Source organism: Cupriavidus sp. JZ107 (assembly GCF_053903255.1).
On the sequence record NZ_CP096481.1, the window covers coordinates 820915 to 845116 of the forward strand.

General features: G+C 68.8%; 22 protein-coding genes. 7 read left to right on the forward strand and 15 right to left on the reverse strand.

Features of this window, described 5'->3' with window-relative positions; translation table 11 throughout:
* Window positions 1-48: 48 nt before the first annotated feature.
* The 3 genes from M1D55_RS13350 to M1D55_RS13360 all read right to left on the reverse strand — a co-directional run bounded on the left by M1D55_RS13350 (window position 49) and on the right by M1D55_RS13360 (window position 2488).
* Window positions 49-597, reverse strand: a complete 549-nt coding sequence (locus M1D55_RS13350) for a methylated-DNA--[protein]-cysteine S-methyltransferase (RefSeq protein WP_456282372.1) — start codon at window positions 595-597, stop codon at window positions 49-51.
* A gap of 165 nt (window positions 598-762) precedes the next feature.
* On the reverse strand, window positions 763-1734 hold the full coding sequence (locus M1D55_RS13355; RefSeq protein ID WP_456282373.1) for a tripartite tricarboxylate transporter substrate binding protein BugE: 972 nt from the start codon (window positions 1732-1734) through the stop codon (window positions 763-765).
* A gap of 112 nt (window positions 1735-1846) precedes the next feature.
* Window positions 1847-2488 (reverse strand): chalcone isomerase family protein, encoded by a 642-nt coding sequence (locus M1D55_RS13360; protein WP_023263414.1) that lies wholly within the window; start codon window positions 2486-2488, stop codon window positions 1847-1849.
* A 237-nt stretch (window positions 2489-2725) separates the two neighbouring features.
* On the opposite strand from M1D55_RS13360, the gene M1D55_RS13365 reads away from it, so the two are divergent.
* Window positions 2726-3619, forward strand: coding sequence for an AEC family transporter (locus tag M1D55_RS13365; RefSeq protein WP_006579005.1), 894 nt, complete (start codon window positions 2726-2728; stop codon window positions 3617-3619).
* A 17-nt stretch (window positions 3620-3636) separates the two neighbouring features.
* Here the strand turns inward: M1D55_RS13365 and queG are convergent, their stop codons facing one another.
* Complete coding sequence (queG, locus tag M1D55_RS13370) at window positions 3637-4848, reverse strand: tRNA epoxyqueuosine(34) reductase QueG (RefSeq protein WP_456282374.1); 1212 nt, start codon at window positions 4846-4848, stop codon at window positions 3637-3639.
* Between the two features lie 16 nt (window positions 4849-4864).
* On the opposite strand from queG, the gene tsaE reads away from it, so the two are divergent.
* Together tsaE and M1D55_RS13380 are read left to right on the forward strand one after the other, a co-directional pair.
* A complete protein-coding gene (gene tsaE, locus M1D55_RS13375; protein WP_006579007.1) occupies window positions 4865-5377 on the forward strand; it encodes a tRNA (adenosine(37)-N6)-threonylcarbamoyltransferase complex ATPase subunit type 1 TsaE in 513 nt (170 codons plus the stop codon).
* Window positions 5371-6891, forward strand: a complete 1521-nt coding sequence (locus tag M1D55_RS13380) for an N-acetylmuramoyl-L-alanine amidase (protein ID WP_232205783.1) — start codon at window positions 5371-5373, stop codon at window positions 6889-6891. Before tsaE ends, M1D55_RS13380 begins: the two co-directional genes overlap by 7 nt.
* A gap of 92 nt (window positions 6892-6983) precedes the next feature.
* Here the strand turns inward: M1D55_RS13380 and M1D55_RS13385 are convergent, their stop codons facing one another.
* Complete coding sequence (locus tag M1D55_RS13385; RefSeq protein ID WP_006579726.1) at window positions 6984-8003, reverse strand: bile acid:sodium symporter family protein; 1020 nt, start codon at window positions 8001-8003, stop codon at window positions 6984-6986.
* 176 nt (window positions 8004-8179) lie between these two features.
* Between M1D55_RS13385 and M1D55_RS13390 the strand changes: the two genes are divergently transcribed.
* Entirely contained in the window at window positions 8180-9073 is an 894-nt protein-coding gene (locus tag M1D55_RS13390) for a LysR family transcriptional regulator (RefSeq protein WP_456282375.1), read from the forward strand.
* 190 nt (window positions 9074-9263) lie between these two features.
* On the opposite strand, the gene ggt is transcribed toward M1D55_RS13390, so the two are convergent.
* Both ggt and M1D55_RS13400 read right to left on the reverse strand, forming a co-directional pair.
* Window positions 9264-11189, reverse strand: a complete 1926-nt coding sequence (gene ggt, locus M1D55_RS13395; protein ID WP_456282376.1) for a gamma-glutamyltransferase — start codon at window positions 11187-11189, stop codon at window positions 9264-9266.
* Window positions 11190-11337: 148 nt separating this feature from the next.
* On the reverse strand, window positions 11338-12096 hold the full coding sequence (locus M1D55_RS13400; protein ID WP_456282377.1) for a 3-hydroxyacyl-CoA dehydrogenase: 759 nt from the start codon (window positions 12094-12096) through the stop codon (window positions 11338-11340).
* A 399-nt stretch (window positions 12097-12495) separates the two neighbouring features.
* On the opposite strand from M1D55_RS13400, the gene M1D55_RS13405 reads away from it, so the two are divergent.
* Complete coding sequence (locus M1D55_RS13405) at window positions 12496-14199, forward strand: hypothetical protein (RefSeq protein ID WP_456282378.1); 1704 nt, start codon at window positions 12496-12498, stop codon at window positions 14197-14199.
* 72 nt (window positions 14200-14271) lie between these two features.
* Here M1D55_RS13405 and adk read toward each other — a convergent pair whose 3' ends face one another.
* From adk to M1D55_RS13435, 6 genes are all read right to left on the reverse strand, one after another.
* Window positions 14272-14937, reverse strand: coding sequence for an adenylate kinase (gene adk, locus M1D55_RS13410; RefSeq protein WP_006579102.1), 666 nt, complete (start codon window positions 14935-14937; stop codon window positions 14272-14274).
* Window positions 14938-15280: 343 nt separating this feature from the next.
* Window positions 15281-16090, reverse strand: coding sequence for a 3-deoxy-manno-octulosonate cytidylyltransferase (gene kdsB / locus M1D55_RS13415; protein WP_456282379.1), 810 nt, complete (start codon window positions 16088-16090; stop codon window positions 15281-15283).
* An 11-nt stretch (window positions 16091-16101) separates the two neighbouring features.
* Entirely contained in the window at window positions 16102-16290 is a 189-nt protein-coding gene (locus M1D55_RS13420) for a Trm112 family protein (protein ID WP_006579104.1), read from the reverse strand.
* On the reverse strand, window positions 16271-17386 hold the full coding sequence (gene lpxK, locus M1D55_RS13425; RefSeq protein WP_456282380.1) for a tetraacyldisaccharide 4'-kinase: 1116 nt from the start codon (window positions 17384-17386) through the stop codon (window positions 16271-16273). Before lpxK ends, M1D55_RS13420 begins: the two co-directional genes overlap by 20 nt.
* A gap of 218 nt (window positions 17387-17604) precedes the next feature.
* The gene (locus M1D55_RS13430) at window positions 17605-18033 is read right to left on the reverse strand and encodes an ExbD/TolR family protein (RefSeq protein WP_043438712.1); all 429 of its coding nucleotides are present in this window, start codon (window positions 18031-18033) and stop codon (window positions 17605-17607) included.
* 14 nt (window positions 18034-18047) lie between these two features.
* The gene (locus M1D55_RS13435) at window positions 18048-18668 is read right to left on the reverse strand and encodes a MotA/TolQ/ExbB proton channel family protein (protein ID WP_023264035.1); all 621 of its coding nucleotides are present in this window, start codon (window positions 18666-18668) and stop codon (window positions 18048-18050) included.
* A gap of 964 nt (window positions 18669-19632) precedes the next feature.
* Between M1D55_RS13435 and xseA the strand changes: the two genes are divergently transcribed.
* Together xseA and M1D55_RS13445 are read left to right on the forward strand one after the other, a co-directional pair.
* On the forward strand, window positions 19633-21018 hold the full coding sequence (gene xseA / locus M1D55_RS13440; RefSeq protein WP_456282381.1) for an exodeoxyribonuclease VII large subunit: 1386 nt from the start codon (window positions 19633-19635) through the stop codon (window positions 21016-21018).
* A gap of 148 nt (window positions 21019-21166) precedes the next feature.
* Window positions 21167-21748, forward strand: coding sequence for a superoxide dismutase (locus tag M1D55_RS13445; protein WP_006576536.1), 582 nt, complete (start codon window positions 21167-21169; stop codon window positions 21746-21748).
* 161 nt (window positions 21749-21909) lie between these two features.
* Here M1D55_RS13445 and M1D55_RS13450 read toward each other — a convergent pair whose 3' ends face one another.
* On the reverse strand, window positions 21910-22947 hold the full coding sequence (locus M1D55_RS13450; protein WP_456282382.1) for a tripartite tricarboxylate transporter substrate binding protein: 1038 nt from the start codon (window positions 22945-22947) through the stop codon (window positions 21910-21912).
* Between the two features lie 160 nt (window positions 22948-23107).
* Window positions 23108-24022, reverse strand: a complete 915-nt coding sequence (locus M1D55_RS13455) for a LysR family transcriptional regulator (protein ID WP_456282383.1) — start codon at window positions 24020-24022, stop codon at window positions 23108-23110.
* Between the last annotated feature and the right edge of the window lie 180 nt (window positions 24023-24202).

Below are 24202 nucleotides of genomic sequence, written 5' to 3' on the forward strand. Positions count from 1 at the left end.
TCGGCGCGGGCTGTTCCGCCAGCGCCGCGGTGCTGTCGTGCCGCGCGCTCACAGCAGCATCACGCGCTCATGGCGCAGCAGCCAGCGTTTGACCTCGAGGTGGAAGCCGTCCTCGCCGTGATGGGCAAAGCCGCCCAGGCCCTTGGCGCCGACCACCCGATGGCAGGGCACCACCAGCGGGAAGGGATTGTCGCCGCAGGCCTGGCCCACGGCACGCGCGGTGCCGCCGATATTGGCCGCCAGTTCGCCATAGGTCGCGGTGCGCCCGCAGCGCACCGCGCGGATCGCCTGCCAGACACGGCGCTGGAAATCGGTGCCGGTGCCGGCCAGCGGCACGTCGAGCGGCGCGTCGGGATCGGCGTAGTAGGCCTCGAGCTGGGCCGCCAGCAGCTGGATCGGAAGCAGGTCGGAGCCGCGCGGGGCGAAACGCTCGGGCAGGAAGTGGATCGCGTGGACGCACTGCGCGTCCGCCCGCACGCCGACGCGGCCGAACGGCGCGGCGAGGATGGCATCGAAGCGGGCGGCAAGCCTCGCATCGCGATCGGGCTGCAGCGAGGCCGGTGGAGAATCCGTCGACGGATTCGGATGGGGATGCATGGGCGGGACAACGGTCGATCCGGATACCGGATTCTAGTGCGTCGGGCGCGAGGGGCGAAAAAAAACCGCGACGAGTGCGCGGCTGCCTTTGTCGAGGCTTTGGGGAGAACTCCCTCTCCCGCAAGCGGGAGAGGGGAGTACTACCAAGGGCGAACTACTGGCCCATCACTGCTCGAGCTTGATGTTCTGCACCTTGACCAGGTTGCGCATCTTGTCGAACTCCTTCTTGATCTCGGCGGCGTGCTGCGCCGGCGAGTTGCCCGACGGCTCGGCGCCGGCGGCGATCAGGCGTTCGCGGAAGCCCTTGTCCTGCAGCGCCTTGACGGCGGCCTCGTTCAGCTTCTTGATGATGTCGTCGGGCGTGCCGGCCGGCGCCACCAGGCCGTACCAGGCCGGATCGTTCGGCTCCTTCAGGCCCATTTCGCCGAAGGTCGGCACGTTGGGCAGCGAGTCCAGGCGCTTCTCGGCGGCCACCACGATCGGGCGCAGCTTGCCGGCCTTGATGTGCGGCATCGACGAGGGCAGGTTGTCGACCATGATCGGCACCTGGCCGGCCAGCACGTCGTTCAGCGCCGGGCCCGCGCCGCGGTACGGGATATGGACCATGAAGGTCTTGGTCGATACCTTGAACTGCTCGCCCAGCATGTGGCCGAAGCCGCAGGTGCCCGACGACGCGTACGAGTACTTGCCCGGGTTGGCCTTCAGCGTGGCCAGGAATTCCTTGTAGTCCTTGGCCGGGAAGTTCGGGTTGACCGCGATCACGTTGGCGACGTTGGCCAGGTTCGTGATGGGCTTGAAGTCCTTGATCGGGTCGTACGACAGCTTCGGATTGCAGGCCGGGTTGACCGCCATCGTCGACACCGTCGAGATGCCGATCGTGTAGCCGTCCGGCGCCGCCTTGGCGATCGCGTCGGCGCCGATCGAGCCGCCGCCACCGGCGCGGTTCTCGACCACCACCGGCTGGCCCAGGATCTTGCTCATCTGGTCGGCCGCGCCGCGGCCGACGATGTCGGTCGTGCCGCCCGGGGCGAACGGAATGATCAGCTTGATCGGCTTGGTCGGATAGTTGCTCTGTCCCTGTGCCAGCGAGGCGAAGGCGGCCAGACCCAGGGCCAGGGCAATGTGCTTGCGTTGCATGAGATCGTGTCTCCCGTCGTGAAGCCGGACGGAGAGTGTCCGTCCAGAACTGAAAATGCCGGCCAGGGACCCGGTAGGGCCCGCCGCGCCGGCGCGATGCATCGGCGGCCCGTCAGCCGCCGAGCAGGCCGCGCTTCAGATCGCGATCGACCGGGCGTTCGCCCAGGAAGATGCGCAGCACGGCCTGGTAGAAATCCTCGCCGGGGATCGGCTTGCCGCGCGGCGTGCCGTTGACGGCGATCACCGTGCCGCTGTCCGGCGTGTAGTCGAAGTCGATCACGTCGCCCTTGCGCGCGGTGCCGACCTGGTTCATCGCCTGCTCCAGCTGGTGCAGGCGATCGGCGAACTTCTCCAGCTGCGCCTCGTTGTGGTTCTCGCGCATGCCTTCGTTCAGCGCCTTGACGAAGGTGCTCGATTCCACCTCGCGCAGCGGCCGGATCTGCAGCCGCTTCGGGCCCTTGGCGCCCAGCACCACGGCGGCGTTGCGCACCTTCTCGGGCAAATACAGCGCGGCCACATAGCCCTTGACGATGAAGACCGAACGCAGGCCCGCGCCGTTCAGCTGCAGCTCCTTGCCGCCCAGGCGCGTCGCCTCGTCCAGCCGCACGCCCTCGATCTCCATCGCGCTCGCCGCCATCGGCAGCGCGCCGGCCACGGCCACGCAGCAGATCGCCAGCCACTGACGCAGGCGGCGTGCGGTCCGTGCGGTCCGGTCGAGCGGAGCGCGGGCGGAAGGGCGGCGGGGGGCAGGCATGGCGGGGCGGTACATCGAGGACGGAATGGGAAGCGGAATGAGATCGACGGAAATGCCGGAGCGTGCCATCTTCCGGGTTTTCTGAAACAATACCAATCCGTATCTGCCCTAGGGCGCACTCCGAGCCGCCTCGACACGCTGCTGGAACGCGGTCCGCGCGGGCTGTGGCCATCGTTCCTGCCACCTTCCTGACATCCTCCGACGCGCCCCCCGCGTCCCGACAACAACAAGACGCCGATGTCGCCTGCCCTGCTGATGGTGCCCGATTTCAGCCTGATCCTGATCGGCTGGCTGCTGGTGCGCTATACCTCGTTCGATCGCGGTTTCTGGTCCGGCGTCGAGCGCCTGGTCTACTTCGTGCTGTTCCCCGCGCTGCTGCTGCAGGCGACCAACAGCGCGGTATTCGATTTCTCGACCACCTCGGCGATGCTCGGGCTGGCGGTGCTGACCACGGTGTTCGGCATGGCCGCCGGCTACGCGGTCAAATGGGTGCTGCGGCCCGATCCGGTCGATTTCGCCTCGGGCCTGCAGACCGCGTTCCGCTTCAATTCGTATATCGCGCTGGCGCTGGCATCGCGCCTCGGCGGCAGCGAAGGGCTGGCGATGATGGCGGTGATCGTCGGCTGCGTGGTGCCGATGTGCAATGTGGCCGCGGTCTGGGCACTGGCGCGGCACGGCGAGGCGCGGCTGTGGCGCGAGCTGGCACGCAATCCGCTGATCCTGGCCACCGCGGGCGGCCTGATCACCAACCTGCTCGGGCTGCATCCGCCCGAGGTCCTGGGCATGACGCTGGCCCGGCTGGGCTCGGCGTCGACCGCGCTGGGTTTGATGACCGTAGGCGCCGGCCTGCAGATGCGCGGCGCCGTCGGCACGGTCGGGCCGGTGGCCTGGTGGAGCGGGGTCAAGCTGCTGGCGATGCCGGCCTTCGCCTGGGCCGTGGGCAGGCATCTGCCGCTGTCGCCGCTGCAATTGCAGATCGCGGTGCTCTATGCCGCGATGCCGACCGCGTCGAGCGCCTATATCCTCGCGGTGCGCATGGGCGGCAACGGCCCGATGGTGGCCGCCGCGATTTCCGTGATGACGGTGGCGGCGATCTTCACCGCGCCGTTGTGGCTGGCGCTGGTCAGCTAGGTTGGCTGCTGCTGTTGTTACTGCTGCTGCTGCTGCTGCTGCTGCGCGAGCGCCCAGGCGACGTGCTCGCGCACCAGCGCCGACGGATGTTCGGCGCGCGCCAGCAAGGCCGCGCGAATGCGCTCGGCCCGTGCCGGCGCGCCGGCCCCGCGCAGCGCATTGCCCAGCCCCACGGCCAGATTGCGCAGCCAGCGCTCGTGGCCGATGCGCCGGATCGGGCTGCCTTCGAGACGCCGATTGAATTCTTCCTCGCTCCAACCGAACAGCTCGACCATGTCGGGTGCGTCGAAGCCGTTGCGCACGGCGAAGTCGGGCAACGTCGCGCGGTGCGCGAACTTGTTCCACGGGCAGGCCAGCTGGCAGTCGTCGCAGCCGTAGACCCGATTGCCCATCGGCGCGCGCAGTTCCTCGGGAATCGCGCCCTTGTGCTCGATCGTGAGGTACGAGATGCAGCGGCGCGCATCGAGCCGGTACGGGCCGACGATGGCCTGGGTCGGGCAGATGTCGATGCAGCGGCGGCACTGGCCGCAATGCGCGGAGGCGGGCGGGTCGACCGGCAGCGGCAGATCGACCAGGATCTCGCCGAGGAAGAACATCGAGCCGCCGTCGCGGTCCAGCAGCAGCGTGTGTTTGCCGCGCCAGCCCAGGCCGCCCTGGCCGGCCAGCGCGACTTCCATCACCGGCGCCGAGTCGGTGAAGACGCGATAGCCGAACGGGCCGATCGCGGTCTCGATGCGGCCTGCCAGCTGCTGCAGGCGCGTGCGCAGGACCTTGTGATAGTCGCGGCCGCGGGCGTACAGCGAGATCGTGGCCGCGGTGCCGCCGTCCTCGACCTGCGCCAGCCGCGCGAACTCGCGCTCGCGCCAGTCGTTGGCATCGCCATCTCCATCGCCGTCGTCTTCGTCATGGGTGGAAGCGGGCAGATAAGGCATGCGCGCGACGATCGCGCGCACCGTGCCGGGCACCAGTTCGGCCGGCCGCGCGCGCTTGAGCCCATGGTTCGCCATATAATCCATGTCGCCATGGCAACCCTGCGCCAGCCATTCGAGCAGACCGGCTTCGGCATGGCCCAGGTCCACGTCGGCGACGCGCACGTCGTCGAAGCCGAGCGCCGCGCCCCAGGCGCGAATCTGCGCGACCAGCGCATGCGGATCCGCGCCGGTGGCGTGCTGCGCCGCTGGCGTCCCGCGGAGAACGGCGTCAGGCGCCTGTGCTGCTCGGTCGATCATCCCTGAATTGTACGCAATGCCCCTGCTCGAACAACGCACCGTGATCCTGCCCGACGAAGCGGCCACCGACCGCCTCGGCGCGGCGCTCGCCGGCGCGGTGCGCGCCTTGCCCCCGCAGACGGTGCATGTTCAGCTGTCGGGCGATCTCGGCGCGGGCAAGACCACGCTGTCGCGCGCGGTGCTGCGCGCGCTCGGCCATGCGGGCAAGGTCCGCAGCCCGACCTACACGCTGTGCGAGCCGTACCAGGTCGCGCGCGCCGACGGTTCGCCGCTGACCGTCTATCACTTCGATCTCTATCGCTTCGCCGATCCCGAGGAATGGCTCGACGCGGGATTTCGCGACTGTTTTGCCGAGCCCGCCTTCAATCTGGTCGAGTGGCCGGAGAAGGCCGCGTCGCTGCTTGGGGAACCCGACCTGCACCTGTTGCTCCAATCGGACACCTCGCCCAGCGATGAGGCCGCCGATCGGCGAGTCGCGATCCTGCGGGCCTATACTCCAACCGGACTTCTCCTGCTGCACGCATGCTGATCAAGCGCCTCGCCACCGACCGTCCCGACGAACTGCTGCTCGCCCGCCGCAAATGGCTGGCGCAATGCCTGAAAGCCGGCGCCGGAACGGTCGTGCTGACGCTGGCGGGTCCGCAGATCGCGGCCGGCGCCGGCATCGTCGCGGTACGGGTCTGGCCGGCCGAGGACTATACGCGCGTGACCATCGAATCGGACGAGCGCCTCGCCGCGGTCCACACGATGGTGCGCAATCCCGATCGGCTGGTCGTCGATATCGATGGCCTGGACCTGTCGCCGACGCTGCGCGAGCTGGTCGCCAAGATTACGCCCAACGATCCCTATATCCAGTCGGTCCGCGTCGGCCAGAACCGGCCGCGCGTGGTCCGGCTGGTGTTCGACCTGAAGGAAGACATCTCGCCGCAGGTCTTCACGCTGGGGCCGATCGGCCAGTACCGCAACCGGCTGGTGTTCGACCTGTATCCGGTCAATCCGCCCGATCCGCTGTGGAAGCTGGTGCGCGAGACCGAGGACAAGCAGCGCCGCTTCGCGTCGACGCCGGCGACCGAGAGCGCCGACAGCGTGGCCGGCGCCCCGTCGAGCAGCGAAGAGGACGCGATCGCCGCCCTGGTGCGCCAGTTCGAGGACCAGGCGAAGACGCCGGCCACGCCGCCGCTGCCCGCCAATCCGCCGGTGGCCGCTGCCAAACCGAAGCCGCCCGCCGGCTCGCCGACGACCCAGCCGCCGCAGCCGCAGGCGCCGCTGGCGCAGGACAAGCCCGGCAAGAACGATCCGGCCGACGATCCCGCGCCGTCGCGCTTCAAGATGCGCCGGCTGCTGACGGTGGCGATCGATCCCGGCCATGGCGGCGAGGACCCGGGCGCGATCGGCGCCGCCGGTTCGCGCGAGAAGGACGTGGTGCTGCAGATCGCCAAGCGCCTGCGCGCCAAGATCGATGCGCAGCCCAATATGCGGGCGATGATGACGCGCGACGCCGACTTCTTCGTGCCGCTGAACGTGCGCGTGCAGAAGGCGCGCCGGGTCAAGGCCGACCTGTTCGTGTCGATCCACGCCGACGCCTTCGTCAAGCCGGAGGCGCGCGGCGCCTCGGTGTTCGCGCTGTCCGAGCGGGGCGCGTCGAGCTCGGCCGCGCGCTGGCTGGCCAACAAGGAGAACGCGGCCGACCTGATCGGCGGCGCCAACATGAACAACAAGGACGCGCAGGTCGCGCGCGTGCTGCTGGATCTGTCGACCACCGCGCAGATCAACGACAGCCTGCGTGTCGGCAAGGCGGTGCTGTCCGAGATCGGCGGCATGCACCAGCTGCACAAGGCCCATGTCGAGCAGGCCGGCTTCGCCGTGCTGAAGGCCCCCGACATCCCGTCGATCCTGATCGAGACCGCCTTCATCAGCAACCCGGAAGAGGAGCGCAAGCTCAACGACGAGGCGCACCAGGAGCAGCTGGCCAACGCGATCCTGCGCGGCATTCGCGGCTATTTCGCGCGCAATCCGCCGCTGTCGCGCAGCCCGTCGGTGTAACGGCCGGCAGTCAGCAACGAGAAAGGCCGGCAAATCGCCGGCCTTTTCTTCATCGGCGCGAGACCTGGATGCCAGGTCTCGCGGTCACGCCATCACGCGCGGGCGACCGCGCCTTCGATCTGCTCGCGGTTGGCATAGCGCGAGGCCATCACCGAGCAGACGATCAGCTGCAGCTGGTGGTAGACCATCAGCGGCAGCACCAGCAGGCCCAGCGCAGGATGGCCGGCGAACAGGATCTTGGCCATCGGGATGCCGTTGGCCAGGCTCTTCTTCGAGCCGCAGAACACCGCCGTGATCTCGTCCTCGATCGCGAAGCCCAGCCGCCGTGCGACGAAGGTCGTGGTGGCGAGGATCGCAAACAGCAGCACCGCGGCCAGCCCCATCACGGCGGCGATGGTCTGCCAGCTGTACTGGTGCCACAAGCCCTCGGCGGTGGCGTCGCAGAACGACGAGTAGACGATCAGCACGATCACGCCACGGTCGATCTTGCTGGTGATGGCCTTGTGCCGGCCCAGCCAGGCGCCGATCACCGGGCGCGCCAGCTGGCCCAGCGCGAACGGCAGCAGCAGCTGCAGCGCCACGCCGGTCAACGCCTTGCCCAGCGGCATCGATGCGCCGCTGGCGCTGATCACCAGGCCCATCAGCAGCGGGGTCAGCGCCATGCCGATCAGCCCGGAGATGGTCGCGTTGAAGATCGCGCCGGGCACGTTGCCGCGCGCCATCGACGTCATCGCCACCGACGACGAGACTGTCGACGGCAGCGCGCACAGGAAGAACACACCCAGCAGCAGGTCGGCCGGCAGCTGGTCGCGCAGCCCGAACATCAGCGCCGCGCCGATCAGCGGAAACACCACGTAGGTGAAGACCTGCACGAAGGTATGCAGGCGCCAGTGCTTCGCGCCGGCGACCAGCTTGTCGCGCGACAGCGCGGCACCGTGCAGGAAGAACACCAGCGCGACGCCGAGGCTGGTCACCAGCCCGAGATGCAGCGGACCGTCGCCGGTGCCGAGCTCCGGCGCGGCCAGCGCCACAGCGATCGCGGTCAGCATGATCAGCACGAAGCCGTCGATCAGATCGTAGAGTTTCTTGAAGGGATTCAGCAGGAAGGACATGACTGCGTGGACTGAAGCGCACCGGAGCGGCGCGCCGGGACGAATGAGTTAAAGAAAGGGGTTAAAAGAACAAGGAATAGCCAGAAAACGGTGGAATCAGGGTTAACGCTGGTATTGGACGATAGTCCTGTCTAGAATGCAAATTCATTTGTCGTATTCATTGATATGGTTGACGCATGAATTACACCTTGCGGCAGTTGCGGGTCTTCCTGGCGGTGGCCTCGCACGGCAGTTTCAGCCGCGCCGCCGACGCGGTCGGACTGACCCAGCCGGCGGTCAGCCGGGGCGTGGCCGAGCTGGAGGAGGCGCTCGGATTGCGGCTGCTGGACCGCACCACGCGCGAGGTGGTGCTGACCGATGCCGGCCAGGCGCTGGTGCCCGCGCTGGAACGGCTGCTCGGCCAGCTTGACGACACGCTGGAGGAGACGCGGCAGCTGGGCGAGCGCTACCGCGGCAGGGTGGTGATTGCCAGCGCGCCGACGATCTCGGCGCGGCTGATGCCGCTCTATGTGGCCGCCTGCGCCCGGCAATATCCGGAGGTCCGGCTGTCGGTGCGCGACAACGTGCAGGCGGACGGGCTCGAGCAGATCCGCGCCGGCGCGGTCGACTTCGGCGTGCTGATCGACCCGCTGGCCAGCGAAGGGCTGGAAACGGTGCCGCTGGGCACCGATCCGTTCTGCTTTGTCTGCCGCGACGACGATCCGTTGGCAAAACGCGACACGGTGTCGTGGTCCGCGCTCGATGGCGTACCGCTGGTGCTGCTGGATTTCGCCTCCGGCAGCCGCCCGCTGATCGACCGCGTATTCGCGATGCACGGCGTGACGCCGCGCGTCGTGCAGGAGCTGGGCCACTCGGCCAGCGTGTTCGGCATGGTGCAGGCGGGCATCGGCGCGTCGGTGCTGCCGTCGTTCTCGCTGCCGCTGCCGGCCGGGTCGAACCTGGTGTGGCGGCCGCTGGTGCCGCAGGAGCAGCGGCGCATCGTGATGGTCCGCCGCGAGGACCGCTCGCTGTCGCCGGCGGCCGCGGCGGTGTGGGAGATGGTCAGGACGATGCCGATTCCGGCGGCTTGAGGTTTGCTGGCGGGCGGCGGGAAACCACCCCCTCTCCCCAGCCCTCTCCCCCCGAGGGGGAGAGGGAGAACACAATCGGGGACGGCTGGCGACGCTGGTTTTCTCCCCTCTCCCGTGTGCGGGAGAGGGGCGGGGGAGAGGGCAGCGGCGGCCGTCATGCCAACGCCGCCGCCATCGCCCTCAATCCTCCTCAATCCCCCATCGCGACCCCTTCCCGCCGCGGATCGGCGCCGCCGAACCACATCGGCTTGCCGTTGACGCGCACGCGCATGATGCCCTGCAGGCCCGAGGTCTGGTCCATCACGCGCACGTCATGCCCGCGTGCCTTCAGCCCTTCGACCAAGGCGTCCGACACGCGCCCCTTCTCCAGCTCGGTCGGGCCGTTGCGCGAACCGACGTTGGGCAGCGAGATCGCCTGCTGCACGTTCAGCCCCCAGTCGAGCGTGCCGACCAGCGTCTTGGCCACGTAGTTGATGATGGCCGAGCCGCCGGGCGAGCCGGCGGTCATCACCAGTTCGCGGGTTTGGCGATCGAACACCAGCGTCGGCGCCATCGAAGAGCGCGGCCGCTTGCCCGGCTGCACGCGATTGGCCACCGGCTTGCCGTCCTCCTCGGCGGCGAAGGAAAAGTCGGTCAGCTGATTGTTCAGCAGGAAGCCGCGCACCATCTGGCGCGAGCCGAACTGGTCCTCGATCGTCGTCGTCATCGACAGCGCATTGCCGTAGCGGTCGACCACCGAGATGTGCGAGGTCGACGGAAACTCCGGCGCGCGGTCGCGGCCCAGCGCGACAGTGGCGCCGGCCGGCGTGCCCGCGCTGGCCTTGCCCATGCTTCGCTCGCCGATCTGCGCGGCGCGGCCGGCCAGATAGCGCGGATCGACCAGGCTGCGCCAGTCGCCGCCGGGCAGCGGCACGAAGTCGGTATCGGCGACGTACTGATTGCGGTCGGCGTAGGCCAGCCGGCCGGCCTCGGCGAACAGATGCGCGCCCTCGACCGACGGCTCCAGTCCGACGTCATTGCGCTGAGGCCTGGCCGCCGCGATCTGCCGCGCCGGCGGCAGCGCCCGCAGGATGCCCAGCATCTGCGCGACCGCGATGCCGCCCGACGACGGCGGCGGCATGCCGCAGACGGTCCATTGGCGATAGTCGGTGCAGATCGGCTGCCGCACCTTCGGGCGGTAGTCGGCGATGTCCCTGGCGGTCAGCACGCCGGGATTGGTCGGATGCGAGCGGACCTTGGCGGCGATATCGCGGGCGACATCGCCCTGGTAGAAGGCATCGGCACCGCGTGCCGCGACACTGCGCAGCACCGCCGCCAGCTCGGGATTGCGCAGCACGGTGCCGGCCGCCTTCGGCGTGCCGTCGGCGTTGTAGAAGTAGGCGCGCGCGGTCGGATCCTTCATCAGGTCCTGGTCCTGCGCGATGATCGTCGCCAGCCGCGGGCTGATCGCGAAGCCCTGTTCGGCCAGCCGGATCGCCGGCGCGAACAGCCGCCGCCAGGGCAGCTTGCCGTGCTGCCGATGCGCGAGCTCGAGCATCCGCAGCACGCCGGGCGCGCCGACCGAGCGCCCGCCGACCAGCCCCTGGCGGAACGGCATCACCTTGCCGTCCGGGCCGTAGAACAGCCGCTCGGTGGCGGCCGCGGGCGCGGTCTCGCGGCCGTCGTAGGCCTGCACCTGCTTGCCGTCGAAATGCATCAGGAAGGCGCCGCCGCCGATGCCGGAGGAATTCGGTTCCACCAGATTGAGCACCATCTGCGTGGCGATCGCCGCATCGATCGCGGTGCCGCCGGCCTTCAGCATGTCGTAGCCGGCCTGGGTGGCGAGCGGATTGGCGGCGGCCACCATGAAGGAGCTGGCGGTCCAGCCCGGCTTGTCGGTCCAGCCGGAGGCGCCTTCGGGCGCCGGGGGCAGGGCGGTGGTGCTTGGGGCCGGGGCGCTGGCGGCGGGGATTGCCGGGGCCGGCGCCGCCGTGGCGGCGGCGTCCTTGCCGGCCTGCGGGGCAGCGCAGCCCGCCAGCAGCAGCGCGGCCAGCGTGCCGGCCAGCATGGCCGTCGGTGGCGGTCGCTTGACGGCGGCGGTGGAAAGGAACGGCGGAACCGGCGAACGTGGCGGCATGCTGCACTCCCTTTGAGGCCTATGAGGTACAGCGATTGTAGTCACTGCCGCCCATCGCCGTGCCATGTACAGCACAATCGGCCTCGCAGCAGCGTTCCTCGGCGGCGGTCAACGCCCGCCACGCCGCCGTTCCGCGGAGAGTGCCGGCTTACTTCGGTTGCATCCGGATCGCGCCATCCAGGCGGATCACCTCGCCGTTGAGCATGGTGTTGCCGATGATCGCCTGCACCAGTTGCGCGTACTCTGCCGGGCGGCCCAGCCGCGGCGGGAACGGCACCATCTTGCCGAGCGCGTCCTGCACCTCCTGCGGCATGCCCAGCAGCATCGGCGTCTCGAAGATGCCGGGGGCGATCGTCATGCAGCGCACGCCATCGCGCGACAGGTCGCGTGCCACCGCCAGCGTCATGCCGACCACGCCGCCCTTCGACGCGGCATAGGCGGCCTGGCCGATCTGGCCGTCGAAGGCGGCGACCGAGGCGGTGTTGACGATGATGCCGCGCTCGCCGCCGTCATCCGGGGTGTTCCGCACCATCGCCGCGGCGGCCAGCCGGATCATGTTGAAGGTGCCGATCAGGTTGATGCGGATGGTCTTCTCGAAGGCGTCCAGCGGGTGCGGACCGTTCTTGCCGACGGTCTTGTTGGCGGTCGCGATGCCGGCGCAGTTGATCAGCCCGGCCAGCCTTCCCATGCCGACCGCGGCGTCGACGACGGCCTGGCCATCGGTTTCCGAGGTCACGTCGCAGCGGACGAAGCGGCCGCCCAGTTCTTCGGCCAGCGCGGTGCCGGCGGCCTCGTTCAGGTCGGCGATGACGACCTTGCCGCCCTGCTCGGCGAGCATGCGGGCCGTGCCCGCGCCCAGGCCGGAAGCGCCGCCGGTGACGATGAATACGTTGTCTCGGATCTGCATCGATTGTCTCCTCGGGGATTGGCAGCGCCGGCCGACACCGGGCCGGCGCCTGAAGATGAAGAACGAACGGCGAATATAACGTTTACGTAAACGTCAAGCATCGCGCCGTATTGTAAAGGCCCGCGCGGCGCGCCGATAGCGCTCACGAGAATCGTAAGCCCGCAACCATTCGCGCCAGATGTCAGGACCCCATCTGGCTAGAGTGCGCTCACGTCACACCTCGGGAGTCCTGCCGTGAGCGATTTCCATGCTGGCTGGATGCGCAGCCGCCCATCGACGCCAACGCTGGATTGGGCCGAGACTGGGCTCCAGTGTGGGCCCCACTACGAGCCCCACTGCGGGCCCCACCGCGGGCTCCACTGCGGGCTCCACTGCGGGCTCCACTGCGCCCGGAAGGCGGTGCACTCGACGCCGGGCGCCGGTGCCATCCAACTTGATCTGGCCGAGCCGCAGGGAACATTCGGCGCCGTGCGGCAGTTCATCCGCGATCTGCGCGTGGGCCGGCCAACCTTGCGGCTGGATACGACGGGCATCTCGCTGATGTCTTCCGCCGTGCAGGAGGCCGAGCCGCTGTTCGAGGCGGCCGACGCGATTTCTCCGGACCTGGTCCAGGCCAGCGACGTACTGCCGGCGGGCGACGCGGTCCTTGGCGTGGTCGACCTGGTCAGGACGGCCGCTGGCAAGGTCCGGACTGCGCAACAGCTCCGCGCCTCGGAGCCGGGCTACCGCCGCGCGGTCGCCGCGCTGGCCCGAACGCGCCTGCCGGAACATGTCGAGCGGCGCAAGACCGCGCTGAAGGCGGCGCGGCATTGGATCAGCGCCTGCCTGTCGACCCCGGCCCGGCACGATGGCACGCCGGCACCGGCCCTTGCCGCACACCGGCTGCCGCGGCACGGCGCCGCCTATCTTCCCGACACGTTCCGCCAGGCGCTGGCCACCGGCAACGGCGACGCCGCTGCGCTGGGCAAGGCGGCCATGGGCGTGATCGACCGCGAACTCGCCTTGATCGACGGGCAACGCGACGCCATGCTGCGGCAGCATGGCGCCGAACTTCTCGGCCACGACGCCGTCGCGCGCAACGATCGCCGGGCCACGCGGCGGCTGCGCGGCAGCGCCATTGCCTGCCTGCGAGACAGCAGCCTGCAGGCGCTGCGCGCCGGCTACGAAACCAGTCCGATCGCGGTGTCCGGATGGGACGCCCCGCTGGACCTCGGGCTGGTTCCCGGCGGCATGCTGTCGCTCGGCCTCGGCGCGGCGATTGGCCTGGCCCACGTCGGTTGCGGCATCGGCGAACTGGCAGAGGCCCGGCGGCATGAGGCAACGCTGCGCGAGGTCAACGAGGCGATCCGCGACAATCTGCGCCGGCTGTCGGCCGATCCCGCACGGCGCAGGCGGCTGCAATCGCCCGCCGCGACCGAGGGGCTGCATTGGTTCGCCGGCGGACAGCGCCGCTGGCGCGAGCGTGCCCGCGCGCTGGGGCGCTGGGCCACTGTCCGTATCGCCTATGGCGTCGGCACCGTGCTGATGTCGGGCGCCGGCATGGCAACGATGGTGCTAGCTGGCACGGCCGCACTGGCGACCCCGGCGGCCCCGCTGCTGGTGGCGGTCGGCGGTGTGCTCGGCGGCGCCTGGTTCCTGTTCACGTTGATCCGGATCGCGATGCGGTTCGCGCGCAGCCGTGCCGATACGCGCGAGCGCGAACAGCTGGCGCACGCGGTCCGCAGCGGCGCGGCGCGTGGCCTGTGCGCCGACACGCTGTCGCAATGCAACCTGGCGCAGCTCGAGTCCTTGCGACACGAAAGCGCGGCGCTGTCCGGCAATCGTCATTGGCAGGCCGCGATGCTGACGCGACGGCTGCTGATCGACGATCCGGCCGACAAGAACGCCGGCAAGACCGCCCGGCTCGAGGCCTCGGCCCTGCTGCAGGCACTGGGCATGTCGAAGATGTCGACCACGCTGCTGAAACACGCCGGCTTCGAGGTCGCCTATCGGACGATCTTCCATCACCTGCATGGCGATGGCGCGCAGACTGCCTGGCATGACGGGACCTTCCATCGCGTGCCGGCGTCCGCCGCACCGCGCACGCCGGCGCACGGCGGCTAACCTCGCGCAACGGCAATGAAAAAGGCGGCCAACGGCCGCCTTCGCGCTTTCACGGGGCAGGGCTTCGGCGGCTTACTTCAGCGCCTCGAACACGCGTGCCGTGATCTCGTCGACCGAACCGACGCCGCTGATCTTGCGATACTGCGGCGGCGCGACGCTCGCGCCAGGCGCGCCGTTGGCGGCCCAGTCCGAGTAGTAGTCGACCAGCGGGCGGGTTTGCTGCGCGTAGACATCGAGACGTTTGCGCACGGTCTCTTCCTTGTCGTCGTCGCGCTGGATCAGCGGCTCGCCGGTTTCGTCGTCGACGCCGGCGGTCCTGGGCGGGTTGTACTTCAGATGGTAGGTGCGGCCCGAGGCGGCATGCACGCGGCGGCCGCTCATCCGTTCGATGATCGCGTCGAACGGCACGTCGATTTCCAGCACGTAGTCGATCGCCACGCCGGCTTCCTTCATCGCCTCGGCTTGCGGGATCGTGCGCGGAAAGCCGTCGAACAGATAGCCGTTGCGGCAATCGTCCTGCTTCAGGCGGTCCTTGACCAGGCCGATGATGATGTCGTCGGAGACCAGACCGCCCGCGTCCATCACCTTCTTCGCCTCGATGCCCAGCGGGGTGCCGGCCTTGACCGCGGCGCGCAGCATGTCGCCTGTGGAGATCTGCGGGATGCCGAACTTCTCGCAGATGAACTTGGCTTGCGTGCCTTTGCCGGCGCCGGGGGCGCCCAACAGGATCAAACGCATTTACGGGTCCTCAGAGTTTTGAATCCGGTATGGCGGGGAATGGAAGGAGGGTAACGCCGAAACTTGACGTGTGGCTTACCGCGCGATGGTCAGGCACGCAGGCGCCGCCATGGCTGGTGACCGGCGCGGTCCGCATGCGGTTGGCATGGGCGCAAGCCGGACGGCTCATTCTTCATCTCCCCACCGAGCCTGCGTCGTCGCCCGCATTGACGGCGACAGCGGCTCTTTATTGGCGTGCATTATGCCACGAGGCAGCCGGGAATCGGCCTGCCGCGGCGGTCAACGGTGTGTAAACCGGAGCGGGCGAATGGCCCGCCCCGTGCGGGATTGCGCCGGTTTGCGCTCAGCCGCCGATGGCTGCGGAGGCCTCGGACCACAGCGCGCGCACGCGCTCCAGATCGGCGGGGGTATCGACGCCGGGCGCCGGCGCGGCGTCGGTGGCCAGCACCGCGATGCGTTCGCCATGCCACATCGCGCGCAGTTGTTCGAGCGCCTCGGTCTGTTCGAGCGGCGCGACGGGCAGCGTCGGAAAGCGGCGCAGGAAGCCGGCGCGATAGGCGTACAGGCCGATATGGCGCAGCACCGGCATGTCCGGCAGCGGCACCTGCGCGTTAGCGGCCGGGGCCGACGGCACGCCCGACCAGGCATCGCGCGCCCAGGGAATCGGCGCGCGCGAGAAGTACAGCGCGCGGCCGGCGCTGTCGCAGACCACCTTGACCACATTCGGATTGAAGACCTCGCCGATCTCGTGCAACGGATGGGCGGCGGTGGCGATGGCGCAGTCGGGGTGGGCGGCCAGATGCCGGGCCACCGCGTCGATCAGCGCCGGCGCGATCAGTGGTTCGTCGCCTTGCACATTGACCACGATCGCATCGTCGTCCAGCGACAGCAGCGTGGCGACCTCGGCCAGCCGGTCGGTGCCGGTGGCATGGTCGGCGCGCGTCAGTACCGCTTCGATGCCGTGCTCGGCGCAGGCGGCGCGCACGGTGTCCGCGTCCGTGGCGACCACGATGCGGCGCGCCGACGAGGCGCGGGCGCGCTCGGCGACGCGCACGATCATCGGCTTGCCGGCAATATCGGCCAGCGGCTTGTTCGGCAGGCGCGTCGACGCGAGCCGCGCGGGAATGACGACGGTGAAATCGGCCAGCGACATCGAGCCAGGCCTCAGGTCGGATCGATGGCGCGGCCCGGTACCGACTGGCGGGCCTCGTCGGCCAGCATCACCGGAATGCCGTCGCGAATCGGATAAGCCAGCTTGTCGGCATGGCAGATCAGTTCCTGCGCGGCGCGGTCGTATTCGAGCTTGCCCTTGCACAGCGGGCAAACCAGGATTTCAAGCAGCCGGTTGTCCATCTTGGTGTTCCTTGGTGTGGCTGGCCGCGGCGGCGGCGGCGCCAGTGGCCGCGGTCGGCGCTGCCTGGCAGCGCGCAATGACGGTGCGGCGAATTCGATCGATCAGACCCGGATCGATCACGGGCCTGGTGGGGACGACCCAGATGCGCGGGTCGAGCGGCTCGCGAAGCCGGTCGCATTTTACGGCATCCTTCTCGGTGATCAGGATCGCCTCGGCGGCCTGCGCGGCCGGATGGTCGACGAACGGGTCCTCGGCGAAATCGTAATGGTCCGGCAGCGGCAGCGTATCGGGCTGCAGGCCCGCGCCGCGCAGGCTGGCGAAGAAGCGTTCGGGGTTGCCGATGCCGGCCGCGGCCAGCACGCGCCGTTCCGCGAAGGCCGACAGCGGCCGCACCATGGTCGGATCGGCGAGCTGCCAGGCCTGCTCGAGCTCGAGCCGCATGCCGTAGACCTCGGGCCGGTCCGGCGTCGCGCGGAAATACGGATCGTTGATCAGCGTGGCATCGCGGCGGCGCGACAGCGGCTCGCGCAGCGGGCCGGCCGGCAGCAGCCAGCCGTTGCCGCCCATGCGGCCGTCGAACATCACGATCTCGAAGTCGCGCTGCAGCCGGTAGTGCTGCAGGCCATCGTCGAGCAACAGCACATTGATGCCCGGATGCGAGACCAGCATCGCCTGTGCGCAGGCGACGCGGTCGGGAAAGACCCAGACCGGCACGTCGGTCGAGCGCGCGATCAGCAGCGGTTCGTCGCCGACGTCCTCCGCCTTCGAGGTCGCCTTGACGCGGCGCGGCCGCTCCAGCTTGACGCCATAGCCGCGCGACACCACGCCGGGACGCAACCCCGCCTCGCACAGCGCATCGGCCAGCGCGATCACTGCCGGCGTCTTGCCGGTGCCGCCGACGGTCACGTTGCCGACCACCACCACCGGCATCGGCAGCCGCGTCGACTTGAACCAGCCGCGCCGATACGCCAGCCGCCGCATGGCGCTGATCGCACCGAACAGGCCGGCGAACGGCAGCATCAGCCAGGCAAACCAGCCGCGGCGTTGCCACTGGCGGGTAACGAAGTCGGACAGCAGATGACGGGCAGCGGGCATGGGTAGAAGGAGAGCGATTTTCGCCAGAGTCTATCGTGTCGCGGTGGGGCGGCATGGTAGTGCCCCCTGTCCCGCTTGCGGGACAGGGGTTGGCGGAGAGGGCAAGCGGCACTTGCCATGCCACCGCTGCTTGAAACCACCCCCTGTCCCCGACCCTCTCCCCTGAGGAAGAGAGCGAGAACGCAATCGGACCTGACCGGCGTTCGTGGGGGAGGCGCCTACCGCGTCCCGCCGCTCTGCGTCGCGAACGTCAGCCGCGACAGCCCGGCAACCCGCGCGGCCTCCATCACGTTGACCACCGACTGGTGGCTGGCCTGGGCATCGGCGCTGACGATCAGCACCGGCGCCTGCGCCGCCGCGGTGCCGGCCAGCGCGCGCAGCCGCTCGGCCAGGCCGGCGACATCGCGCACGCCGATGCGCTCCTTGTCGAGCGCGTATTCGCCATTGGCCGACACCGACACCACGATCTCGCGCGGCCGCTGCTGGGCCGTTTCCGCCTCGGCGGTCGGCAGCTGGATGCGCAGCTCGGTGTAGCGCGAATAGGTGGTCGTGATCATCAGGAAGATCAGGATCACCAGCAGCACGTCGATCAGCGGGATCAGGTTGATCTCGGGCTCGTCGCGCCTGGCACGGGTACGGAATCGCATGGCCTGCATCCGCCTCAAGCGCGCCGCTGCGGCAGGATCGCATCGAGGAACGCGGCCGCGCGCGATTCCAGCTCGGCCACATAGTCGTCGACGCGCCGGCGGAAATAGCGCCAGAAGATCAGCGCCGGGATCGCGACCATCAGGCCGAAGGCGGTGTTGTACAGCGCCACCGAGATGCCGTGCGCCAGTTGTTCGGGATTGGCGCCGGTGCCGCCCTGGCTGCCGAAGATCTCGATCATGCCAATCACGGTGCCGAGCAGGCCCATCAGCGGCGCGACCGACGCGATCGTCCCCAGCGCGTTCAGATAGCGCTCGAGCTCGTGCGCGACCGCGCGGCCGGCTTCCTCGACCGCATCCTTGGCCGCGTCGCGCGACGTGTCCGGCTGGGCGATCACGTGCCGCAGTCCGGCGGCCAGCACGCGGCCCAGCGGCGAATCGCGTTCGAGCGAGTCGACTACGTCCGGCGTCGCCCGCCGTTGCCGCGCGACGGTCAGCGCCTGGTCGTACAGCTTGGCCGGCAGCACCTTGCTGCGCTTCAGGCTCAGCGAACGTTCGACGATCAAGGCCAGCGCAATGACCGAGGCCAGCAGCAACGGCCAGATCGGCCAACCGGCCGCTTCAATGATGGAAAACACAAGGACACCCCGAGTCGCCGGCGCGAAGGGAAGGGACTGCGGCAGGCCGGCGTAAAAAAACAGGCGCCACTCTAACGCGCGGTCCCCGGCGCGGCAAGCCGCCAGGGCTGGTGCGATCCACTTTCAGACATGTCCACACCCGGCAGGGACAGTGCTGTGGATCGATTGTGGAAAGCGGGCGGACAGGCGCGCTAAGTCCTTGATCGTAAAGGCCGTCCACCGCTCTGCTTAAAAAATGGGCAGACGAGCCAGCAAGCCCGGCAGGGGGGGCGGGCGCCACGGTAACGGCGCATCGCCCCCATTGCGCCCTGCGGCTTTCCACACGGCAGCGGGACAGGATTGTGGAACAAGTGTGGACAGGCGCCTGACAAGCGTGCCAAGTCATTGATCCATATGGGATTACGCGGGCTTGCTCAAAAACTGTGCAACCATGCCAAAAAGGCCCGCCGCGTCGGCGATCGGCAACGGAAATCTAAAAGTCGACCTCTTTCCACATCCCAGCGGGACAGCGTTGTGGAGCGCCTGTGGATAAGCCCGGGAGAAGCCGGGCAAGGGCTTGATCGGTAAGGTAATTCTTCGGGCTGCCTAAAAAAGTGGCAATGCCGGGAGCCGCGAGCGGCGTCGCTTTGTCCTTCACGTGGTTTGCATATCGGTGCGCGAGCGACGTTTCGTCCACCAAGCTCCGTGTGGGTCCGCACAGTCGGTGTTACCGCCCTGTAGTTGTCCAGAGTTCCTGTGGATAACTTTGTGAACAAGCTGGTGTGGACAAATGGTAAGTGATTGACGCGTAAGAGAAATTCTTACATTGCTTAAAAAGTGATGTCGTGGAAAGTCATTAAGAATCAATGGCTTGTGTCAAGCCCCTCGGAGCGCGGGCCGTTTCAGGCACCCTACAGCGAAGGGCTTGACAGAGCGGTTATGCTGTGGACATGTCCATCTGACGCCGCTTCGGAGGCGATTTGCCATGTCTGAACCATTCTCGTTTCCGCCTTCGCCAGTCACCCGGACGGCACCCGGCGGCCGCGAAGTGATCCCGGTCGGCGAACTGAACCATGCGATCGCATCGGTACTCGAACGCAACTTTCCGCTGGCCTGGGTGTGTGGAGAAATTTCCAACCTGACGCGGGCCTCGAGCGGACACTGGTATTTCTCGCTGAAGGATGCGCGTGCGCAGATCCGCTGCGTGATGTTTCGCGGACGAAACCAGCATGTCGACTTTCCGGTGCGTGAAGGCGAGGCCGTCGAAGTGCGCGCGCTGGTGTCGATGTACGAGGCGCGCGGCGAGTTGCAGCTCAATGTCGAAGCGATGCGGCGCGCGGGCGTCGGCAATCTGTACGAGGCCTTTCTGCGGCTGAAGGACAAGCTCGCGCGCGATGGTCTGTTCGATCCCGCACGCAAGCGTCCGATTCCGTCCCATCCGCACACGATCGGCGTGGTCACGTCGCTGCAGGCCGCCGCGCTGCGCGACGTGCTGACGACGCTGCAGCGGCGCGCGCCGCATATCCAGGTGCTGGTCTATCCGGTGCCGGTGCAGGGCGCGGGCGCCGCCGACAAGATCGCGGCGATGCTCGACACGGTCAGCGCGCGCGCCGAGTGCGACGTGGTGATCCTGTGCCGCGGCGGCGGCAGCATCGAGGACCTGTGGTCGTTCAACGAGGAGGTGGTCGCCCAGGCGGTCGCCCGCTGCACACTGCCGGTGGTCTGCGGCGTCGGCCACGAGACGGACTTCACCATCGCCGACTTCGTTGCCGATGTGCGGGCACCGACGCCGACCGGCGCGGCGGAACTGGTCAGCCCGGATCGTGCGCATCTGCTGGCGCAGGCGGCGCGGGCGCGCGATGCGCTCGGCCAATGCATGCGCCGTCAGCTGGAGCGGCGCGCCCAACATCTGGACTGGCTGGCGCGGCGCGTGCGCAGCCCGCAGGCGCAATTGCAGGAGCGGCGCGGACAGCTCGACAATCTCGCGCGGCATCTGCGCGCGGCATGGCGCGACAACCTGGTGGCGCGACGCCATCGGCTGCAGCTGTGGTCGATGCGCTGGCGCGCGCAACGTCCCGATGCCAGCGCAGGGCAAGCGGAACTCGCCCGGCTGGTGGTCCGCATGCAGGCCGCCAGCGAGCGTCAGCAGGAACGCGCGGCGCAGCGCCTGCATCGCGCCGCCGGCGCATTGGAACTGCTGGCGCCGCAGCGCACGCTCGAGCGCGGTTATGCGGTGCTGCTCGATCCGCGCGGCAAGGCCTTGCGGGCCCCGTCCGAGCTGCGCGCCGGCGGCCGCGTCGAGGTCCATCTGGCCGAGGGCGTGGCCGATGTCGGCATCGCCAGCGTGCAGGCCAAACTGCTCGATCTGTAGGGCTATCGAGGGCTCTCGATGGGACCTGTCGATGGGCCCGCGGCCGCATACTGCCGCGCCCTGAAGGGGCTTTGCCGCTGGTTTGCGCCACTATGGCAAGTCACCTACAATCGGTGTCTCCCGTCCCACAACCCACAGAGACAGAACAATGGAACATACTCTCCCCCCGCTGCCGTACCCCCATGATGCGCTGGCCCCGCATATGTCCAAGGAGACCTTGGAGTTCCATCACGACAAGCATCATCAGACGTACGTCACCAATCTGAACAATCTGATCAAGGGTACGGAATTCGAGAACGCGACCCTCGAAGAGATCGTCAAGAAGTCCTCCGGCGGCATCTTCAACAACGCCGCCCAGGTGTGGAACCACACCTTCTTCTGGAACTGCCTGAAGCCGCAAGGCGGCGGTCAACCGACCGGTGCGCTGGCCGACGCGATCAACGCCAAGTGGGGCTCGTTCGACAAGTTCAAGGAAGAGTTCACCAAGACCGCAGTCGGTACCTTCGGTTCGGGCTGGGCCTGGCTGGTCAAGAAGGCCGACGGTTCGCTGGACCTGGTGTCGACCTCGAACGCCGCCACCCCGCTGACCACCGACGCCAAGCCGCTGCTGACCTGCGACGTGTGGGAACACGCCTACTACATCGACTACCGCAACGCCCGTCCGAAGTTCGTCGAGGCCTTCTGGAACGTCGTGAACTGGGACTTCGTCAGCAAGAACTTCGCTGGCTGATCGACGGCAGCGCGACTGTCCTTCGACGAAACAAGGCCCTCCAACTGGAGGGCCTTGTTTTTTTGGCCGCCTTCGATGACCCTGCTGTCTTTCCCGCGAAAGCGGGAATCCAGCGTCGTCGAAAGCCACTGGGTCCCCGCCTTCGCGGGGACATCCTCGGGTCAGTTCAGGCTCGCGCCCGACTGCTTGACGATGCGCGCGTGCTTGTCCAGCTCGCTCTGGAAGAACGGCGCGGCCTGTTCCGGCGTGCTGCCGACGATCACCAGGCCCTGCGCGGCCAGAGTCTGCTGCACCGGCTTTTCATCGAGCGCGGCCTTGATCTTCGTCTGCAGATCGGCGGCCTTGTCCTTGCCCAATCCGGCCGGGCCGACGATCGCCAGCCAGGCGTCGAAGCTGTAGCGCGGCAAGCCGGACTCGGCCAGCGACGGCACGTCGGGCAGCATCGGGATGCGTTTCGGCGTCGAGACCGCGATGGCCTTGAGCTTGCCGGCCTTCAGCTGCGGCAGCACGGCCGGCACCGTCAGGAAACCCATCTGCACCTGTCCGCCGAGCAGGTCAGTGGTGTAGTTGCCGGCGCCCTTGTACGGCACGTGGCGGACCTGGACCCTGGCCTCGCTGGCGAACAGTTCGGCGGCCAGATGCAGCACGGTGCCGTTGCCCGAGGAGCCGTAGTTCAGCTGGTCGGGTTTGCTCTTGAGCAGCGCGATCAGTTCCTGCACGTTGCTGGCCGGCACCGAGGGATTGACCACCAGCACCAGCGGCAGCGTGCCGATCACCGTGATCGGCGTGATGTCGCGCAGCGAGTCGAACGGCATCGCGCGGTAGATCGCGGGATTGATCACGTGGTTCGACGACACCAGGCCCAGCGTCAGCCCGTCCTTGGGCGCGCGCACGATCTGCTGCGTGCCCGGGATGCCGCCGGCGCCGGCGATGTTCTCGATCACGATCGGATGGCCGACCTGGCGGCCCATCGATTCGCTGAGCGCACGCGCCACCGCGTCGGCCTGCGAGCCCGGCTGGGTCGGCACGATCAGCCGCAGCGGCTTGCCGTCGGCCGATTGCGCGTGGGCCGCGGGCGGGACCGCGAAGGCAGCGGCAACTGTCAGTGCAGAAGTCAGGGCAACCGTCAGCGCAGCAGCGCGGCGAAGGGGGCGAAGGGCACGGCGCAGGCGGCCGACGGTGCAAAGGATGAGGGGCATGCTGTCTCCGTTGTCGCTTGGCGGGAACCTGTCGACGGTTCCTCTGCGCGCCAGTCTAGAGCGGTCAGCCTGCGGGAAAGAAATGCTGTTGCGTCGGACCCGGTATCGCGTTCCGCGATATCGGTCCACTGAACGTCATCGGTTTCGCCGGCCGCGGACCTCAGCCGCTGTCGGACGGCCCCGCCGGCGGCTCGGCCCGCAACGCCGCGATCAGCGCTTCCACCGCCCGCAGCCGCGGCGTCTTGCGCGGCGCGTAGACGCGCAGTTCGCGTTGCTGCCACGGCTCGTCCAGCGGCACGCGCACGAACCCGCGCGTACCGGCATAGGCCGTGGTCGCGCTGCGCGGGATCACGGCCAGGCCCAGCCCCGCCTCGACCATCCGGCAGGCGGCCTCGAAGCTCGACACCGCCACGCTTTGCCGCATCGGCAGGCCCGCTTCGGCGGCGCGATCGCGCAGCTCGGTATCGAGCGCGCCGCCTTGCTGCACGATCACCAGCGGATACTGCAGGACATCGGCGTAGCGCAGTCCCGTGCGCCCCGCCAGCACATGGCCGGCCGGCAGCAGCACCATCAGCGGGTCCTGCGCGAAGTGCCACGATTCCAGCCCACGCGCACCGTCGATCGCCACGCCCACGCCGACGTCGGCATGATCGTCGAGGCAGGCGCGCAGCGTCTCGCTGGTGGAGCGCTCGTGCAACGCGATATCGACGTGCGGATGGCCGGCGCGGAAGGCGTGCAGCCGCTCGGGCAGGAAGCCGACGATCGACGACGGGCTGGCCGACAGACGCACGGTGCCGGCCACTTGATCGCCGAGGTCCTGCACCTCGCGGGCGAACGCGGCGATGTCCTCGTTCAGCTTGCGGCCCAGTTCGAGCGCGCGCACGCCGGCCTCGGTCAGCGCCACGCCGGTCGGCGAGCGCACCAGCAGCGTCACGCCCAGGCTGCGCTCCAGGTCGGCGATCCGGCGGCTCAGCGCCGATTGCGCGATGTGTTCGGTTTCCGCGGCGCGCTTGATGGAGCCTTCCCGCGCGGCGGCGAGAAAGAGCTGGATGCTGACGGGATCGATGCGGTGCATGGGCGGTGTATGGAAGCGGGGCTTCGTATCGGACGGCCGGCGCAAGTGTCCCGCAAAACGGCCGCGTGGGACAAGGTCGCCCGACCGTGCAGGCCATGGACGCAGGACCGACCGCAGGTTTACCCGGATATCTCTGCCACAGATAGCCCCGATGCCGCATCGGCGCTTTGCCGTCGCACG

Excerpts from the sequence above, each read along its gene's own strand:
- M1D55_RS13350 (WP_456282372.1), bottom strand. The coding sequence starts at position 597 with ATGCATCCCCATCCGAATCCGTCGACGGATTCTCCACCGGCCTCGCTG.
- tsaE (WP_006579007.1), top strand. The coding sequence starts at position 4,865 with ATGCCCCTGCTCGAACAACGCACCGTGATCCTGCCCGACGAAGCGGCC.
- M1D55_RS13450 (WP_456282382.1), bottom strand. The coding sequence starts at position 22,947 with ATGCCCCTCATCCTTTGCACCGTCGGCCGCCTGCGCCGTGCCCTTCGC.
- M1D55_RS13355 (WP_456282373.1), bottom strand. The coding sequence starts at position 1,734 with ATGCAACGCAAGCACATTGCCCTGGCCCTGGGTCTGGCCGCCTTCGCC.
- M1D55_RS13390 (WP_456282375.1), top strand. The coding sequence starts at position 8,180 with ATGAATTACACCTTGCGGCAGTTGCGGGTCTTCCTGGCGGTGGCCTCG.
- ggt (WP_456282376.1), bottom strand. The coding sequence starts at position 11,189 with ATGCCGCCACGTTCGCCGGTTCCGCCGTTCCTTTCCACCGCCGCCGTC.
- xseA (WP_456282381.1), top strand. The coding sequence starts at position 19,633 with ATGTCTGAACCATTCTCGTTTCCGCCTTCGCCAGTCACCCGGACGGCA.
- M1D55_RS13360 (WP_023263414.1), bottom strand. The coding sequence starts at position 2,488 with ATGCCTGCCCCCCGCCGCCCTTCCGCCCGCGCTCCGCTCGACCGGACC.
- queG (WP_456282374.1), bottom strand. The coding sequence starts at position 4,848 with ATGATCGACCGAGCAGCACAGGCGCCTGACGCCGTTCTCCGCGGGACG.
- adk (WP_006579102.1), bottom strand. The coding sequence starts at position 14,937 with ATGCGTTTGATCCTGTTGGGCGCCCCCGGCGCCGGCAAAGGCACGCAA.
- M1D55_RS13445 (WP_006576536.1), top strand. The coding sequence starts at position 21,167 with ATGGAACATACTCTCCCCCCGCTGCCGTACCCCCATGATGCGCTGGCC.
- M1D55_RS13400 (WP_456282377.1), bottom strand. The coding sequence starts at position 12,096 with ATGCAGATCCGAGACAACGTATTCATCGTCACCGGCGGCGCTTCCGGC.
- M1D55_RS13380 (WP_232205783.1), top strand. The coding sequence starts at position 5,371 with ATGCTGATCAAGCGCCTCGCCACCGACCGTCCCGACGAACTGCTGCTC.
- M1D55_RS13430 (WP_043438712.1), bottom strand. The coding sequence starts at position 18,033 with ATGCGATTCCGTACCCGTGCCAGGCGCGACGAGCCCGAGATCAACCTG.
- kdsB (WP_456282379.1), bottom strand. The coding sequence starts at position 16,090 with ATGTCGCTGGCCGATTTCACCGTCGTCATTCCCGCGCGGCTCGCGTCG.
- M1D55_RS13385 (WP_006579726.1), bottom strand. The coding sequence starts at position 8,003 with ATGTCCTTCCTGCTGAATCCCTTCAAGAAACTCTACGATCTGATCGAC.
- M1D55_RS13420 (WP_006579104.1), bottom strand. The coding sequence starts at position 16,290 with ATGGACAACCGGCTGCTTGAAATCCTGGTTTGCCCGCTGTGCAAGGGC.
- M1D55_RS13455 (WP_456282383.1), bottom strand. The coding sequence starts at position 24,022 with ATGCACCGCATCGATCCCGTCAGCATCCAGCTCTTTCTCGCCGCCGCG.
- M1D55_RS13365 (WP_006579005.1), top strand. The coding sequence starts at position 2,726 with ATGTCGCCTGCCCTGCTGATGGTGCCCGATTTCAGCCTGATCCTGATC.
- lpxK (WP_456282380.1), bottom strand. The coding sequence starts at position 17,386 with ATGCCCGCTGCCCGTCATCTGCTGTCCGACTTCGTTACCCGCCAGTGG.